18 protein-coding genes and 1 pseudogene are annotated in these 14,219 nt (G+C 39.4%); 11 read left to right on the plus strand and 8 right to left on the minus strand.

All coding sequences use genetic code 11. The features are described from left to right. Positions 1–24: 24 nt before the first annotated feature. Together HYI04_RS13260 and HYI04_RS13265 are read left to right on the plus strand one after the other, a co-directional pair. Positions 25–948: a CysB family HTH-type transcriptional regulator gene (locus HYI04_RS13260; protein WP_114837097.1), complete on the plus strand. Its 924-nt coding sequence runs from the start codon at positions 25–27 to the stop codon at positions 946–948. 120 nt (positions 949–1,068) lie between these two features. Further along, positions 1,069–2,277, plus strand: a complete 1,209-nt coding sequence (locus HYI04_RS13265) for an outer membrane protein transport protein (RefSeq protein WP_178896240.1) — start codon at positions 1,069–1,071, stop codon at positions 2,275–2,277. 60 nt (positions 2,278–2,337) lie between these two features. Here HYI04_RS13265 and carO read toward each other — a convergent pair whose 3' ends face one another. Next, positions 2,338–3,069 carry an ornithine uptake porin CarO type 4 gene (carO, locus tag HYI04_RS13270; RefSeq protein WP_114837099.1) on the minus strand — a complete coding sequence of 244 codons (732 nt, stop codon included), beginning with the start codon at positions 3,067–3,069 and terminating at the stop codon, positions 2,338–2,340. Positions 3,070–3,370: 301 nt separating this feature from the next. Here carO and dapD point away from each other — a divergent pair, with 301 nt between their 5' ends. The 6 genes from dapD (at position 3,371) to HYI04_RS13300 (ending at position 7,367) form a co-directional block, all read left to right on the plus strand. Beyond that, positions 3,371–4,192: a 2,3,4,5-tetrahydropyridine-2,6-dicarboxylate N-succinyltransferase gene (gene dapD / locus HYI04_RS13275; protein ID WP_178896241.1), complete on the plus strand. Its 822-nt coding sequence runs from the start codon at positions 3,371–3,373 to the stop codon at positions 4,190–4,192. A gap of 95 nt (positions 4,193–4,287) precedes the next feature. Beyond that, complete coding sequence (queE, locus tag HYI04_RS13280; protein ID WP_178896242.1) at positions 4,288–4,998, plus strand: 7-carboxy-7-deazaguanine synthase QueE; 711 nt, start codon at positions 4,288–4,290, stop codon at positions 4,996–4,998. Positions 4,999–5,041: 43 nt separating this feature from the next. Next, positions 5,042–5,710, plus strand: a complete 669-nt coding sequence (queC, locus tag HYI04_RS13285; RefSeq protein WP_004693831.1) for a 7-cyano-7-deazaguanine synthase QueC — start codon at positions 5,042–5,044, stop codon at positions 5,708–5,710. A 16-nt stretch (positions 5,711–5,726) separates the two neighbouring features. Beyond that, on the plus strand, positions 5,727–6,134 hold the full coding sequence (locus HYI04_RS13290; RefSeq protein ID WP_004980581.1) for a hypothetical protein: 408 nt from the start codon (positions 5,727–5,729) through the stop codon (positions 6,132–6,134). Between the two features lie 72 nt (positions 6,135–6,206). After that, positions 6,207–6,899, plus strand: a complete 693-nt coding sequence (locus HYI04_RS13295; RefSeq protein WP_178896243.1) for a diphthine--ammonia ligase — start codon at positions 6,207–6,209, stop codon at positions 6,897–6,899. A gap of 9 nt (positions 6,900–6,908) precedes the next feature. Continuing rightward, entirely contained in the window at positions 6,909–7,367 is a 459-nt protein-coding gene (locus HYI04_RS13300; RefSeq protein WP_178896244.1) for a peroxiredoxin, read from the plus strand. Between the two features lie 76 nt (positions 7,368–7,443). On the opposite strand, the gene HYI04_RS13305 is transcribed toward HYI04_RS13300, so the two are convergent. Beyond that, positions 7,444–8,043 (minus strand): LysE/ArgO family amino acid transporter, encoded by a 600-nt coding sequence (locus HYI04_RS13305; protein ID WP_178896245.1) that lies wholly within the window; start codon positions 8,041–8,043, stop codon positions 7,444–7,446. Positions 8,044–8,161: 118 nt separating this feature from the next. On the opposite strand from HYI04_RS13305, the gene HYI04_RS13310 reads away from it, so the two are divergent. Next, positions 8,162–9,052, plus strand: coding sequence for a LysR family transcriptional regulator ArgP (locus HYI04_RS13310; RefSeq protein ID WP_178896246.1), 891 nt, complete (start codon positions 8,162–8,164; stop codon positions 9,050–9,052). A 38-nt stretch (positions 9,053–9,090) separates the two neighbouring features. On the opposite strand, the gene HYI04_RS13315 is transcribed toward HYI04_RS13310, so the two are convergent. Together HYI04_RS13315 and HYI04_RS13320 are read right to left on the minus strand one after the other, a co-directional pair. Then, entirely contained in the window at positions 9,091–9,687 is a 597-nt protein-coding gene (locus HYI04_RS13315) for a YceI family protein (RefSeq protein ID WP_178896247.1), read from the minus strand. 43 nt (positions 9,688–9,730) lie between these two features. Continuing rightward, positions 9,731–10,300: a nicotinate-nicotinamide nucleotide adenylyltransferase gene (locus HYI04_RS13320; RefSeq protein ID WP_178896248.1), complete on the minus strand. Its 570-nt coding sequence runs from the start codon at positions 10,298–10,300 to the stop codon at positions 9,731–9,733. Between the two features lie 104 nt (positions 10,301–10,404). Between HYI04_RS13320 and HYI04_RS13325 the strand changes: the two genes are divergently transcribed. After that, the gene (locus HYI04_RS13325) at positions 10,405–11,205 is read left to right on the plus strand and encodes an enoyl-CoA hydratase-related protein (RefSeq protein WP_004693847.1); all 801 of its coding nucleotides are present in this window, start codon (positions 10,405–10,407) and stop codon (positions 11,203–11,205) included. A gap of 104 nt (positions 11,206–11,309) precedes the next feature. After that, complete coding sequence (locus tag HYI04_RS13330) at positions 11,310–12,065, plus strand: nitroreductase family protein (protein WP_178896249.1); 756 nt, start codon at positions 11,310–11,312, stop codon at positions 12,063–12,065. Between the two features lie 232 nt (positions 12,066–12,297). Here HYI04_RS13330 and HYI04_RS13335 read toward each other — a convergent pair whose 3' ends face one another. The 4 genes and pseudogenes from HYI04_RS13335 to HYI04_RS13345 all read right to left on the minus strand — a co-directional run. Continuing rightward, positions 12,298–12,612 (minus strand): NGG1p interacting factor NIF3, encoded by a 315-nt coding sequence (locus HYI04_RS13335; protein WP_178896250.1) that lies wholly within the window; start codon positions 12,610–12,612, stop codon positions 12,298–12,300. An 85-nt stretch (positions 12,613–12,697) separates the two neighbouring features. After that, entirely contained in the window at positions 12,698–12,826 is a 129-nt protein-coding gene (locus HYI04_RS16970) for a KGW motif small protein (protein WP_004693854.1), read from the minus strand. A 215-nt stretch (positions 12,827–13,041) separates the two neighbouring features. Continuing rightward, positions 13,042–14,100, minus strand: a complete 1,059-nt coding sequence (locus HYI04_RS13340; RefSeq protein WP_372239179.1) for a restriction endonuclease subunit S — start codon at positions 14,098–14,100, stop codon at positions 13,042–13,044. Continuing rightward, positions 14,101–14,219: pseudogene (locus tag HYI04_RS13345) on the minus strand (IS30 family transposase); the annotation flags it as partial.

The raw sequence follows: 14,219 nt of genomic DNA on the forward strand, positions 1-14,219 counted from the left end.
TCATCATAAAAGAGATCCAAAACTATGAACTTTCAACAACTCAGAATTATTCGAGAAACGGTGAGACAAAACTTCAACCTCACCGAAGCCTCTGCTGCACTATATACCTCTCAGTCAGGCGTCAGTAAGCACATCAAAGATCTAGAAGATGAATTAGGCGTACAGCTTTTTATTCGTAAAGGTAAGCGCTTACTCGGTTTAACTGAACCAGGCCAAGCACTACTGGGCATTGTTGAACGTATGTTGGTCGACGCAGACAATATTAAACGTCTTGCAGATGATTTTAACCGTGTCGATGAAGGTACTTTGACGATTGCGACTACACATACGCAAGCGCGTTATGTGCTACCGCCGATTGTCAACCAATTCAAAAAAGAGTTTCCAAAAGTTCATCTTATTTTGCAACAAGCCAGCCCTGTTGAAATTACCGAAATGCTTTTACAAGGTGAAGCGGACATTGGTATTGCAACTGAGTCACTGACGACTGAGGACAATCTGGCTAGTGTACCGTTCTATAATTGGCAACACAGTATTATTACCCCACAAAATCACCCACTGGCAAGCAAACAAAATATTAGTATTGCAGACTTGGCGGAATATCCACTGATTACCTATCACGGCGGTTTCACAGGCCGTTCAAAAATTGACAAAGCTTTTGAAGATGCTGGTGTGGATGTCGACATCGTAATGTCTGCTTTAGATGCCGATGTCATCAAAACCTATGTCGAACTGAATATGGGTGTTGGTATTGTCAACAATGTGGCATATGACGTTGAGCGTGACTATCGTTTAAAACAAATTCCAACCGATATTTTTGGTCTCAATACCACATGGATTGCCGTGCGTAAAGGTCACCTCCTGCGAGGCTATGGCTATGAATTTATCTCACTCTGCTCGCCAGATGCAGACATTAAAGCACTGAAAAGAGTGGCTTATCCAGAAGACTAAACCGTTCTTTATTCTAAAAAAAGAGGCCATCGTGCCTCTTTTTTATTTTAAACCCATATACTTTAAATGGGTATAGTGTATTATTTGATCAAATGATAAAAACAATAGCGAGCAATAACAGTGAGTAAAAATCTGTTGTGCTCTCCATTACTTTGTTTATGTTTCTATTCGTCGGGATCATGTTTTGCTGCTGCTTTTGAACTGTCAGGTCAAACAATACAACCCTTTTTTGAACGTGGAAATTATGCAGAAATTTCTCTGGCTTATATTGATCCAGATGTTTCTGGCCAAGTTCAACATACAGAGATACTGCAACAGTTTGGCATCACTGACTTTTCAACAGGCAATTTAAGCAATGAACAAGTAATGCTGGGAGCTGCATTAAAACTCCAACTAAATCCTCAATTCAACTTTGCTGTCATTTATGACCAGCCTTTTGCTGTAGACATCGATTATCACTATCGCCCAAATATTTATGGTGAAAGTCATGAAGTTGAATCTGCCGATATCGACTTTGAAAGTCATAATCTCAGCTCGCTTTTAGGCTACCAATTCAGCCCACAATGGGAAGTCTATGGTGGTTTAAGCTATCAAAGTTTTGCAGGCTCTTTAAAAGCGAAAGGTCAGACCTATTCTGTGTTTGATGGCTATGATGCCGAGTTTAAGCAAGATGAAAGCTTGGGCTGGTTAGCAGGTATTAGATATCAAATTCCTGAATATTATTTTAGAACATCTTTGACTTATCGCTCAGCCATTAAGCATGAAATGACCACAACAGAGTCTATCGAAGTCGGCGTAGTTACACCCAATGTGATGGAAGTGAAAACACCACAATCGGTAAATTTTGATTTCATGACAGGACTCCCTTATCAAAATATCTTGTATGGGACGTTACGCTGGGTGAATTGGCAAGATTTTGTCATTCAACCACCCAAATTTAAAGCCGTGATCGATTATGTTGCGATATTTTACCCAGAAGCCAAAGACGTCAAACTTATTCAGTACAATGAAGATCAATGGTCTGCAAAACTCGGCCTAGCACACATATGGAACAAAAAGTGGCTGAGTACTATGGAGCTGCTCTGGGACTCTGGGATTAATAATCCTGCATCCACCCTTAACCCAAGTGATGGTTATCAAGGTATTGGTCTAGGCAGTATGTACAGATATAACGCTCAGTTCGATATTGCAGCAGGTCTATATTATTTGCGTTTTAATAAATCCAAAACATCTTCCGACTCAAACCCACTGGCAAACATTACAGGACTTTCAGCGCTGAATGATAATGATGCATGGATCTTTGGTCTCAAATTTGCGCATCATTTTTAAAGGCTTTAGCTAAAATCAGACATAAAAAAACGAGCCGAAGCTCGTTTTTTTATGTGTTGATTACCAGTGGTAACTTACACCCAATTTTGCAACTGGCATCCACTCATATTTATCATCGTTACGGATTTTGTTTTCTTCAGCAGCTAAATCTCTGTCAAAATCAGCGCCATTCACGTTTACAAAGTTACCTTTCGACGTTAAGTTTACAGATGGGTTGCCTGTATAGTAAGCACCTACTTCACCAAATACACCCCAGTTTTGATTAATCTTAGGTGCTAAACCTAAACCAACATAGGGAGCAATATTATTTTCGTAACCCATTTTTCCTGAAACTTCACCATTAAAGTTATAGTTGTTACCATTTACTTTAATCGTACCATCACTTGAGCGCTTCTTCAGGTCGTACTCAGAATCGACATAACCTACACCAGCAGCAACATATAAACCTTGAGCCCAACGATTTGTACTTGTACCCCATGGACGAACTTCAGCATTTAAATAAGCTAACTTATTGTCCATATCCGCATCGTATTTTGTACCATTAATTGATACATCATCAGTCCATGAAATGTCACCGCCATTGTAACCTAAAGCTAAACCAACATATGGGTTAGCTGTCCACAACAAAGCACCGCCATAACCTGTTGTACCAACTTCAGCACGAACACCAGTAGGAATTAATTTATTTTGGTCAAAAGCATAACCATCTTTTACGACTGCATCATCAGCAAAAGCTGTACCTGCGACTGCTGACATTGCTGCTGCGATTGCAACTAAACGTAATGATTTCATGTTTTTTCTCCTCCAATTAAAGATTTTTTACATCATTTACAATTTTTTGATGAGCCCATCTTAAAACACCCTCTGGCTGTTTTTTATTCTAGATTTGGGCTGTTTTTGTTATTTTTTGATACATTTTAGGTTTTATTGTTGTTGTATATCGCAATTCTTTACTTAACGCCTCTACTCAAACAGCTCTAAAAGTCTTATTTCCAATCATTCATTATTATTTCCGATCCTATGATGTTTTTTCATCTATTCTCTGCACAATTTAGTGTAAAATCAGGAAAATTTTTTTTCTGGAAGGAAGATCATGTCTCAGCTTTCAACAATTATTGAACAAGCGTTTGAAGACCGTGCGAATTTTACAGCAGCGGACTGTTCTGCTGAAGTTCGTGCAGCAGTTGAAGAAGTCATTGCTGGTTTAGATAACGGGACATTACGTGTTGCTGAAAAAATTGATGGTGAGTGGGTTGTTCATCAATGGGTGAAAAAAGCTGTGCTTTTATCATTCAAACTAAATGACAACAAACCAATTGAGTCATGTGACCTTCAATTCTACGACAAAGTAGATACTAAATTTACAGGTTGGACTGAAGAACAGTTTAAAGCGGCTGGCGTACGTGTTGTTCCTCCTGCGGTTGCACGTAAAGGTTCTTTCCAAGCGAAAAATGTGGTGTTAATGCCTTCTTATGTGAACATTGGTGCATATGTTGACGAAGGTACCATGGTTGACACATGGGCAACTGTTGGTTCATGTGCTCAAATTGGTAAAAACGTTCACTTATCTGGTGGTGTAGGAATTGGTGGTGTTCTTGAGCCACTTCAAGCCAACCCAACGATTATTGAAGACAACTGCTTCATCGGTGCACGTTCTGAAATCGTAGAAGGCGTGATCGTAGAAGAAGGTTCTGTAATTTCTATGGGCGTGTTCATTGGTCAATCGACTAAGATTTTTGACCGTGCAACTGGCGAAATTCACTATGGTCGTGTACCAGCAGGTTCTGTTGTAGTTGCAGGTAGCTTACCTTCTAAATGCGGTACTTACAGCCTGTATGCTGCAATCATCGTGAAAAAAGTAGATGCACAAACACGTTCTAAAACGAGCTTGAACGATTTACTACGCGACGAATAATTTTTAGTTGTCGTACGGAACTCAAGTTCCTCATCTCTACGGTTAAGACTAGCCGTAGAGATTTTTGTTTTTCTAACCTGTGGTTTAATTTTGCTATGAATACGCTTCGATCTTCTGCTATCCCTGTTTCTGATCCTTCTGCGGGTCTACGTATCACGGAGATCTTTTATTCTTTGCAAGGAGAAGCCAACACCTCAGGACTGCCAACAGTTTTTATTCGTTTAACGGGTTGTCCACTACGTTGTACCTACTGCGATACGACCTATTCGTTTGAAGGTGGCGAACGCCAATCTTTAGATCAGATTATTCAAACCACGCTTGATTTTAAAACCCCTTATGTCTGCGTGACAGGTGGTGAACCCCTTGCACAGCCCAATGCATTACCTCTAATGCAACGTATTGCTGACCTCGGCTGTGAAGTCTCTTTAGAAACCAGTGGTGCTTTAGATGTGTCTAAGGTTGACCCACGTGTTTCAAAAGTATTAGATTTGAAGACTCCAACTTCAGGTGAAGTTGCACGAAATTTGCTTTCGAATCTCGACCATTTAACCCAGCACGACCAAATCAAATTTGTAATTTGTAACCGTGAGGATTATGAGTGGTCAAAACAGCAAGTTGAAGACTATAAACTCAATGAAAAAGTCAGCACAGTATGGTTCTCTCCTGCTTTTGCCGTTGAGAAAGGTGCTGCTCGTTTACCTCAACTTGCGCGTGACTTAGCGCAATGGATATTAGAAGACCATCTCCCTGTTTGCTTCCAACTCCAACTCCACAAGTTGCTTTGGAATGACGAAACTGGTCGCTAATACATTGCCTATTCATCTTTAATTTATATTTGGAGAAATTTGTATGCGCCCTCGTGCCATAGTTTTGTTATCTGGCGGTTTAGACTCAACAACTTGTTTAGCATGGGCGCAAGCACAGTATGACTGTACAGCGCTCAGCTTTATGTATGGTCAACGCTCAACCACTGAGCTCGATGCCGCACGCGAACTGACAAAAAAAGCAGGCGTAGAACATCGTGTCATTAATATCGACTTAGGTAATTTGGGCGGTTCTGCGTTAACAGACCATAGCATTGATGTTCCAGATCATGAACAAGTCGGTATTCCTGTAACTTATGTTCCAGCACGTAACACGATTTTCTTATCTTATGCCCTAGCAGCAGCAGAAGTTTTAGATGCCGAAGCCATTGTGATTGGTATTAATGCTGTTGATTATTCAGGGTATCCTGACTGTCGACCTGAATTTATTGAGGCATTTGCCAACATGGCTCGCCTTGCAACCAAGGTTGGCGTTGAAGGAAAACCTCTTAAATTTGAAACACCTCTGTTACATTTATCCAAAGCAAATATTATTCGCTTAGGTATAGAACATGGCGTAGACTATAGTCAAACGGTGTCTTGCTACCAAGCAGATGACCAAGGACGTGCTTGTGGGAAATGCGACAGCTGCCGCCTTCGTAAAGAAGGTTTTGCAGATGCTGGCGTAACAGACCCAACGCGTTATATACCGTAACGACAAGGTACAGTTTATGAAAAATTTAAAATCAAACATTTTGCTTTCTACATTGGTGTCTGCAGCTGCATTGTTCGCTACAGCTTCAAATGCTGCTGAATCGAACAAATTACAAGAAGCGTATAAAAGCAGCAATGTAAAATCGGCATTAATTAATGTTTGTAAAGAAGAAACTGCAAAAAGCAAAAAGCTTAGCGCAGCAGAAGTAAGCAAATACTGTACTTGTGCAGTTGAAGCTGATGGTAAGTTGACCAATGCACAAAAATGGGAAATCCAAAGTGCGATCAACCAAAAGAAAAGCCCGTCTACTTTAGCTTTTGTACAAAAGCAAAATAACGACTTACAAACATGTTTCGGTCCACAGTTAACAGGTAAATTAAAATCTTTAACTGAAGAAGCCATGAAAGCTGCTCCGAAAAAATAATTCACTGAATGTGAATGAAGCCTGCTCTATGCAGGCTTTTTTATATGTTCAAAATAGATAGAACCTGAAAATATGCTCACCCAATGGAATACACGCGCCCAAAATCGCAAATTTGTTGCGTCATATAGTGGTGGAAAAGACAGCAGCCTTGCTTTATACCAAGCGATGCAAATGGGTGAACCTGTTGCGTTGATTGTCATGTTAGAAGAGCAAGGTCTGAAGTCACGCTCACATGGGATGTCCCTCGAAATTATTCATGCGCAGGCAAAAGCAATTGAGCTTCCCATCTACAGTGCCTCTGCGACATGGCAAGACTATGAAAACCAGTTCATTCAACTGTTACGAAAAGCTCAAGCTCTTGGAGCAGAAAGTTTAGTCACAGGTGATATTGATTTAATGGCACATGCCGAATGGAATCATTCCGTGTGTGATAAAAGTAAGCTCAGTTTATGTATGCCACTATGGCAACGTCCACGTTCAGACATTGTGCATGAGTTTATTCAGCTTGGTTTTCAAAGCATCATCGTTACTGTCAACTTAAACTTAGGCATGGCAGTTGAAGACTTAGGTCAGGTGCTTAGCCTTGAATATGTCGATGAACTGGTTGCAAGAGGCATTGATCCATGCGGTGAAGCAGGTGAATTCCACACTACGGTGATTGATGGCCCGATTTTCAAACATCCACTTTCGGTCGTTAAAGGTGATATTCTGTATCACGAAAATTATGCCTTTTTACCACTTGAATTAGAAAAACGCGACATTTAAGGATAGAACATGACTGATACCATCCAACTTCCAAATCAGAACTTTCCAGCCACAACGGGTGAAGTGAACTTAACTGAAGTGCCGACTGAGTGGCTGATTGTGTATTTTTACCCGAAAGATTCAACGCCTGGTTGCACAACTCAAGCTGTTGGTTTTTCATGTTTAAAAGATCAGTTTGATGCCTTACAAACCACAATCATTGGTGTTTCACGTGACTCGGTTAAAGCACACCAGAATTTTACGGAAAAGCAGGCCTTAACCATTAATTTAATCAGTGACAAAGACGAAGTGCTGTGTAAACACTTTGATGTGATTAAAGAAAAAAATATGTATGGTAAAAAAGTGATGGGTATTGAGCGCTCAACTTTTATTTTCCATAACGGTAAGCTGGTTAAAGAGTATCGTAAGGTAAAAGCTGCGGGACATGCTGAACAAGTTTTAGAAGACTTAAAAGCATTACAAGCTTAATGTACATCAGCCCGCAAATGCGGGCTTTGTTTTTTTGTGATTTTTTTAATTTATAGTTTTTTATTGCACACGCTTTTCATTTCACAAGCAGTGAAATGGCGATTCCCCACATCACCAGAGCAATGATCGCATCTAGCACATTCCACGCTTTCGGATTTGCAAAAATGGGGATAAGCACACGAGCACCATAGCCCAAAGCAAAGAAAAACAACCAAGATGCACACACAGCCCCTAAAGCAAAGTACGCAGGTTGCTCAAACTGAGTTGAAATAGAACCCAGTAAAATAACCGTATCTAAATACACATGCGGATTAAGCCAAGTCAGTGCCAGACACAGCAAAATAATATTCACTAGATGATGCTTTTCAATGGGACTTGCCTCCAAGCCCTGCTGTGATTTAAATGCCCGTAGCAAATGTTGAAATCCATAACAAAATAAAAAAAGTGCCCCTGCCCATTTGGCAAACTGAATAATTTCAGGATAGTGCTGAAGCACTTTTGAAAAACCTGAAACGCCCAAGACAATTAGAATCGAATCCGACAATGCACAGACAAAACATACCCAAAAAACAAACTGCTTTTTAAGCCCCTGTTTTAGCACGAATGCATTTTGAGCCCCAATAGCAATAATAAGGCTCATCCCAACTGCAACCCCTTGTACATATGTACTTAACATTTTGACCTTTCAACTTAATTTATGATGTCAGGATTATCTTTCATTTTTAGTTAAATTAAGTATTATTTAGAAAATATCAATATAACTAAAATACTTTTAGTTTAAAGTGAGTCCAGATATGCTGAATCATAAACAATGCGACGCATTTTTAGCTGTAGCAGAAACAGGAAGTTTTGACCTTGCTGCTGAACGCCTATGCATTACTGCTTCAGCCGTCACTTTACGCGTACAAAGCCTAGAAAAAAGTTTGGGGCATTTACTGATTGTGCGGGAAAGACCTTGCCGCCCGACACAAGCAGGTCAATCGCTGCTACATTATTTGCAACATAGCCGACTGTTAGAGCAAAGTTTCATTCAGAACCTCACGGGTCATATGAACACCTCTGCTTTTTATCAAATCAACATTGCAACCAATGCCGACTCCTTAGCGACATGGCTGTTGCCCTTGCTACAGTCAACATTAATTGAACAAAAGATCGTGGTGCATTTTCAGGTCGATGACCAATCACAAACCCATCACTTACTTGAAGCCGGTTTGGTGAATGCCTGCGTGACAGATGAATCACAAGCCATGAAAGGCTGTGTAGCCGAATACATTGGCGATATGAATTATCGTTTTGTCGCCACGCCAAGTTTTGCACAGCAATGGTTTAAACAAGGCGTTAACCGAGAGTCTTTGCGTGCCGCCCCTGCCCTGATCTTTAATGCAAAAGATCAACTCCACACGGCGTATATCCAACAAAAGTTCGGACTCAATCTGACTCAATATCCACATCACTTTATTCCGTCTTCCAGTGCATTTTTTGATGCAGTTACGATGGGACTTGGCTACGGTTGGTTGCCCTATTACCAAGCCAAACCGCGTTTGCAGGATGGCTCATTGGTTGAGGTAGATCCTCAACTCAATATTGATTTACCTTTGTATTGGCATCATTGGAAACAGCAGTCGATGCAGTTAAATCTGCTAACAGATCTCTTGATTGAACAGGCTCACGCAGCGATGAATTAAACAAGACCTGAATATAGGTCTTTGAGATCATGGAACCTCTATTGCACTTTCCACTGCCCTGACAGTTGAATATTCACTTTTTCGCCTACACCTCCAATGGCTTTTTTCATGCCAAAGTCACTTCGGTTAATCACGGCAGAGGACTGGACATCCAGTAGATTGGCATTATTGGCACTCGGTTTTAGTGTGGTGCTAAAGCTAACAGGCTTGGTAATGCCGCGAAGTGTTAAGTTTCCAACAATATTATATTGACCATCACCTAAATCTTTAAAACTGGTACTTTTAAAGCTAGCAGTTTTGTACTTGGATGCATAAAACAAATCTTCACCCAAAATCATATTTTTCAGTGAAGGTTTACTTAAGCTTAGGCTATTTACATCCATGACAAAATGCGTCGAAGCACGCTGTGGTGCTTTAGCATCAAACTGCATACTGGATTGCACCCGATTAAACTTAGCTCTTACAACGGTTACACCCAAGGATCTAATTTCAAAACCTACATTACTCTGAGGTGTCAAAGTCCATGACTGGGCTTTCACTTGAGTGCTGAATGCAAATGTAACACCTGCAATCATCAAAGCATTTTTAATGACCGCATGAATTGCAATCTGTTTCGTCTGTTGTTCTCTATCCATTGAACTCGATCCTCGTCGAAATATTTTTATTCGACTGAGAACCTTAGTCTAAATTAGATAAGTCCTGAGTTAAAAATTTGTGTTGCAACTGTTTATATATTTCACTTTGTTGGAATTTATGTAAAAAATCACTGGTTCCCAATGGAAACGCCTGCTCTAAAATATCACCTCGATAATAAGCCTCACGAACAGGTGTTGCAGACATCGCGTCTTGTAGACTATCGAGCTCAACCATTTGCCACTCAGGAAAAAGCTGTAAATAATATGAGGAATCATCTTTAAAATGGCCAATCAGTCCAACCTTCGCCTCAGGTGTGACTACATGATTCACTAATTTTTTTACCAATTGCACCCATTTAACATCATTATAAACATCAATTACATGTACAAAGTGAATCCGTTTTTGATGTGCTTCTGAAAAGTTCGATAAAATCATTTCTTCACGTTCAGATGCTAAAAATGGATTTTTCGTATTTCGTTCATTTTGCGCAGAGCCTAAAGCCAAAATGACATTTTCACTTTGCTCTAAAGCAATCTTAATGGTTTGCATATGCGCCAAGTGAAATGGCTGGAAGCGACCAATGAATACGAGATAATCAAATGTATATGGCATAAATCTTTTACTTTTTTATGAACTGGTCAGTTGTGTCGATCATAAAATTATGCGACATAATGAGCCCATAAAATTAAACCAAACTTTCTAGCAAGGATAGTACGATGACACTGAGCTGTATTCAACAACCTCATCAACATTTGAATGCAAAATTAGACAATGGCGTACTGACATTAGCCATTCACCGTCCTGAAGCAAAGAATGCGTTGTATGGCGAACTTTATTTATGGATCGCAAAAGCTTTAGATGAAGCAGATCTAGACAATAGCGTTCGTGCTGTCATTCTTCGTGGTGAAGACGCCGACTTTACCGCAGGCAACGACATGCAAGATTTTATGAAATCTGCGGCGCAAAAAGGTCAAGCACCTGCGGCTGAAGGCCCTCCATTTATTTTACTTAAATCTGCGGCAAAATTTTCTAAACCGTTGATTGCTGCTGTACGTGGTGTGGCGATTGGTATTGGGGTAACAATCCTATTACATTGTGACTTGGTTTATAGCGACAACACTGCCCTATTCCAGATTCCATTTGTTAGCCTTGGTTTATCTCCAGAAGGTGCTTCAAGCAAACTATTGGTAGAACAAGCAGGTTATCACAAAGCTGCTGAATTACTGCTGACCGCTCAGAAGTTTGATAGTGCAACTGCAGTTGCTGCAAACCTTGTCAACAGTATTGAAGATGATGTCTATGCAGCAGCAGCTAAAAAAGCGGCACAATTGTCTGCTTTACCGTTAGCCTCTTTAGTGCAGTCTAAAGCTTTGATGAAGCACAATGTAAATGAAATTGTGGCTTGGATTGATCATGAAGCTGAAATTTTCATGGATCGTGTCGGCTCTCCAGAAATGATGGAAGCCGTATCAGCATTTATGCAAAAGCGTAAACCTGATTTCACCCAGTTCAACTAATCCTTCATCGTTGAATCACTAAAAACCACTGTGTTTCATATTACACAGTGGTTTTTTTATTTTCCGTCCCAACATATTTAAGAACCCATTCGGAAAAACTACTTATGTCGAACACTACAGAAAAAAAGCGTTACTTTGAGCCAGCGCCACAAGACATCGATGTTGAAAATTTTAAGAAAGTCATCCAAAGCCGCCGCTCAGTTCGCAAATTTACCAAGAAAGAAATTCCAACCGAAGTACTTGATGACTGTTTAGATTTGGCCCTACTTGCACCAAACTCATCTAATCTACAGCCTTGGACTTTTTATGTGGTGCAGAACCCGACCAAGAAAAAACAACTGGTCAAAGCTTGCCTAAATCAGCTAGCAGCAAAAACAGCATCCGAACTGATCGTGTGTGTCGCGCGTACAGACCGTAATGATGAAATGGCAAAACGCAACATTACAGAGTTCCCTTTTCCTGAAGCGCCTGCGGCTGTACAGAAATATTATAAGTTCATTCCTTATAACTATAAGACAGGTTACTTAAATGCATTGTGTAACTTTAAGAAAGTGGCTTTCAAAATTGCACGTAGCTTAGACAAACAACTGCCTGTAACTGCATTTAATCAAGCCGATGCAAAACTTTGGGCAAGTAAAACCACAGCTTTAGCATGTGAGAATCTAGTGCTAGCTTTACGGGCTTATGGTTTTGATAGTTGTATGATGGAAGGTTTTGATGAGCCTTTGGTACGTAAACTATTAAATCTAAATGATCAGCAATACCCCGTGATGGTGATTGGTGCAGGTGAGCGTGCAGAAGATGGTGTGTTTTTCCCGCAGTATCGTTTTGATCGTGAGTTATTTATTCAGAAGGTTTAATATTAGTTTTCTCAATGGAATCCTTTCATTAAAGTTTTAATTTCAGGATTAACCTTCGGTTCGACCTACTTTTCTTTCGGGAAAAGTAGGCAAAACCATTGTCATTCGCAAAACTCGTTCTATTCCGCCGTTTATCAATTTAGTCGCAGAAACTTTATCTGATCAATTAAGTCCTGCCTCAAACAGTTGCGAATGCCGTTAACGCGTATCAAATATATTTTTAGATTCATCATTAAAGTACATCGACCATCTGAATAAACTCAAAAGCTGGCTCTTCATAGGGATGGCTTAATGTTAAAGCCTTTGCCACAGCAGAGGCTTTCTCCTCTGGAACAATGGTTTCCACCCGCCACTCTGGAATTTTCTCCAAAGTATCCAGCTCACCGATAAAGGGATTTGCACTTTTTACAGGTTTAAACTGGCCTGTACCTAGAACCTGCCATGCGCAATGTTCATAGTTTCCTATACCACCTGCCCCCGCTTCAAAAATCGCAAGTTTTGTGGTTTCAAGGTGAGATTCAGGAACATAGTAGATGAGTTTGAGCATTGGATTTTTCGAATATTGAGATATGATCGATCATTATAAATTTAAATGATCCCATTAATCGAAAGTGAATATCATCTTATTCTACTCACATCTGCAACGCATAACCCAAAATCAAAAAGATCAATTGCAAGCTTAAAATCACAGCAAACAACTTCCATCCTTTTTTACGCAACGCAGACTTATCGACTGCTTCATAGGTAACTGTTTTTATCATGTCATCACCTCATATATGAGTGTTGATACTAAGTTGGTTTAGTGATCTATCTTTCTTCTACTTTGCATGATATTTGTGCATTTATGACACAATATCACCTTTGCATAAAGATAAAAGCAAAATCTAAACCAACTTCAGTAGGGAGAAACAAAAAATGATTCAATAAAAAAAGCCACCCGAAGGTGGCTAATTTTATCAGATCAATAAGCACTCAGCTAAACGAATAATTGTTTTGTTTTATCAATGCGTTTATCCAAATAATCGACTACATCTTTAATGACCACTTTTTGCATAGCAGAAATAAATGTACTCATATAATCATAATCTGGAGTACCATCTGATTTAACAGGAAGTTGAATATACGTATTTTTAAGCTCAATTTTAGTAGCTTTAGAATTATACGTATATTTTTGTAAAATTACCTTTTTAATAGAACCCATAAAAAATTGGGCTGTTAATTTATTTAGATAATCAGATTGCAAAACACTTGTTGCTCCATGCCCATCTTTTAAATAAAATGGTGTATCCAAATAAACTGTATTTTGATTATTAGAATGAATTAAAATAGTCGATTTACTCAATTTATTATTAAGCACATCATCTTTTAAGTGTCTATATTCAATAATCCCATTATTTACTGTTGCTTGACCATAAAAAGGATATTTTTTCTCATCAGAAATAGTTAAAGAATCTAAATGTAAAGGATTTAGTTCAGAAATACTTTTCTGCCAGATCAATACATCTTCCATTCTAAACGCTTTCCATACAACTCCACCCAAGCTTTCTAAAACATTTTTTTCATTAAAATCAAGGGTATAACTTGACAGGCCTGTTGTTTGCAGGTATAATTCGAGGGTAGCGAGGCGTTCTGTTTCGAGGGTAGCGAGGCGTTCTGTTTCGAGGGTAGCGAGGCGTTCTGTTTCGAGGGTAGCGAGGCGTTCTGTTTCGAGGGTAGCAACAAATTTTTCGATATAATCGAATGCAATTTCCTTATTCACTGTTGGAAGTTGTATTTTTATTTCTGGTGCATCAGACGCATAAAAATTTCTTGAATAATCAAATCTACCTGAAATTACTTTTTGAATCAGTGGTGCTATATACAATAACACATATTTTGAATATTTCTGTTCACTACTGGCTAAAACAGCAACATGGTCATCAGCTCCATAATTAAAACTACGATAAAAAACTGAACCGAACATATCAATAGTCAAACTATTCGCTGGAAAAATCTCAATATCATTACCAACATAACTTGATAATCCTTGGCGAATTCAAACATGAGGTGCGACAGTTTGAAAAGTCTTATGATAATCAACAAGCTGAGCAAATTTCTCTAATGGTGTAAGCCAATCTAACGCTTTTCTAGGACGAGTATTCAGTGACATGGCAA

It is taken from the genome of Acinetobacter sp. SwsAc2, assembly GCF_013391465.1.
In the GTDB taxonomy this organism is placed as follows: Bacteria; Pseudomonadota; Gammaproteobacteria; order Pseudomonadales; family Moraxellaceae; genus Acinetobacter; species Acinetobacter johnsonii.

What these genes read in the sequence shown, in the direction of transcription:
- HYI04_RS13260 (WP_114837097.1), top strand. Translation starts at nt 25, where the DNA reads ATGAACTTTCAACAACTCAGAATTATTCGAGAAACGGTGAGACAAAAC.
- carO (WP_114837099.1), bottom strand. Translation starts at nt 3,069, where the DNA reads ATGAAATCATTACGTTTAGTTGCAATCGCAGCAGCAATGTCAGCAGTC.
- dapD (WP_178896241.1), top strand. Translation starts at nt 3,371, where the DNA reads ATGTCTCAGCTTTCAACAATTATTGAACAAGCGTTTGAAGACCGTGCG.
- queE (WP_178896242.1), top strand. Translation starts at nt 4,288, where the DNA reads ATGAATACGCTTCGATCTTCTGCTATCCCTGTTTCTGATCCTTCTGCG.
- queC (WP_004693831.1), top strand. Translation starts at nt 5,042, where the DNA reads ATGCGCCCTCGTGCCATAGTTTTGTTATCTGGCGGTTTAGACTCAACA.
- HYI04_RS13290 (WP_004980581.1), top strand. Translation starts at nt 5,727, where the DNA reads ATGAAAAATTTAAAATCAAACATTTTGCTTTCTACATTGGTGTCTGCA.
- HYI04_RS13295 (WP_178896243.1), top strand. Translation starts at nt 6,207, where the DNA reads ATGCTCACCCAATGGAATACACGCGCCCAAAATCGCAAATTTGTTGCG.
- HYI04_RS13300 (WP_178896244.1), top strand. Translation starts at nt 6,909, where the DNA reads ATGACTGATACCATCCAACTTCCAAATCAGAACTTTCCAGCCACAACG.
- HYI04_RS13305 (WP_178896245.1), bottom strand. Translation starts at nt 8,043, where the DNA reads ATGTTAAGTACATATGTACAAGGGGTTGCAGTTGGGATGAGCCTTATT.
- HYI04_RS13310 (WP_178896246.1), top strand. Translation starts at nt 8,162, where the DNA reads ATGCTGAATCATAAACAATGCGACGCATTTTTAGCTGTAGCAGAAACA.
- HYI04_RS13315 (WP_178896247.1), bottom strand. Translation starts at nt 9,687, where the DNA reads ATGGATAGAGAACAACAGACGAAACAGATTGCAATTCATGCGGTCATT.
- HYI04_RS13320 (WP_178896248.1), bottom strand. Translation starts at nt 10,300, where the DNA reads ATGCCATATACATTTGATTATCTCGTATTCATTGGTCGCTTCCAGCCA.
- HYI04_RS13325 (WP_004693847.1), top strand. Translation starts at nt 10,405, where the DNA reads ATGACACTGAGCTGTATTCAACAACCTCATCAACATTTGAATGCAAAA.
- HYI04_RS13330 (WP_178896249.1), top strand. Translation starts at nt 11,310, where the DNA reads ATGTCGAACACTACAGAAAAAAAGCGTTACTTTGAGCCAGCGCCACAA.
- HYI04_RS13335 (WP_178896250.1), bottom strand. Translation starts at nt 12,612, where the DNA reads ATGCTCAAACTCATCTACTATGTTCCTGAATCTCACCTTGAAACCACA.
- HYI04_RS16970 (WP_004693854.1), bottom strand. Translation starts at nt 12,826, where the DNA reads ATGATAAAAACAGTTACCTATGAAGCAGTCGATAAGTCTGCGTTGCGT.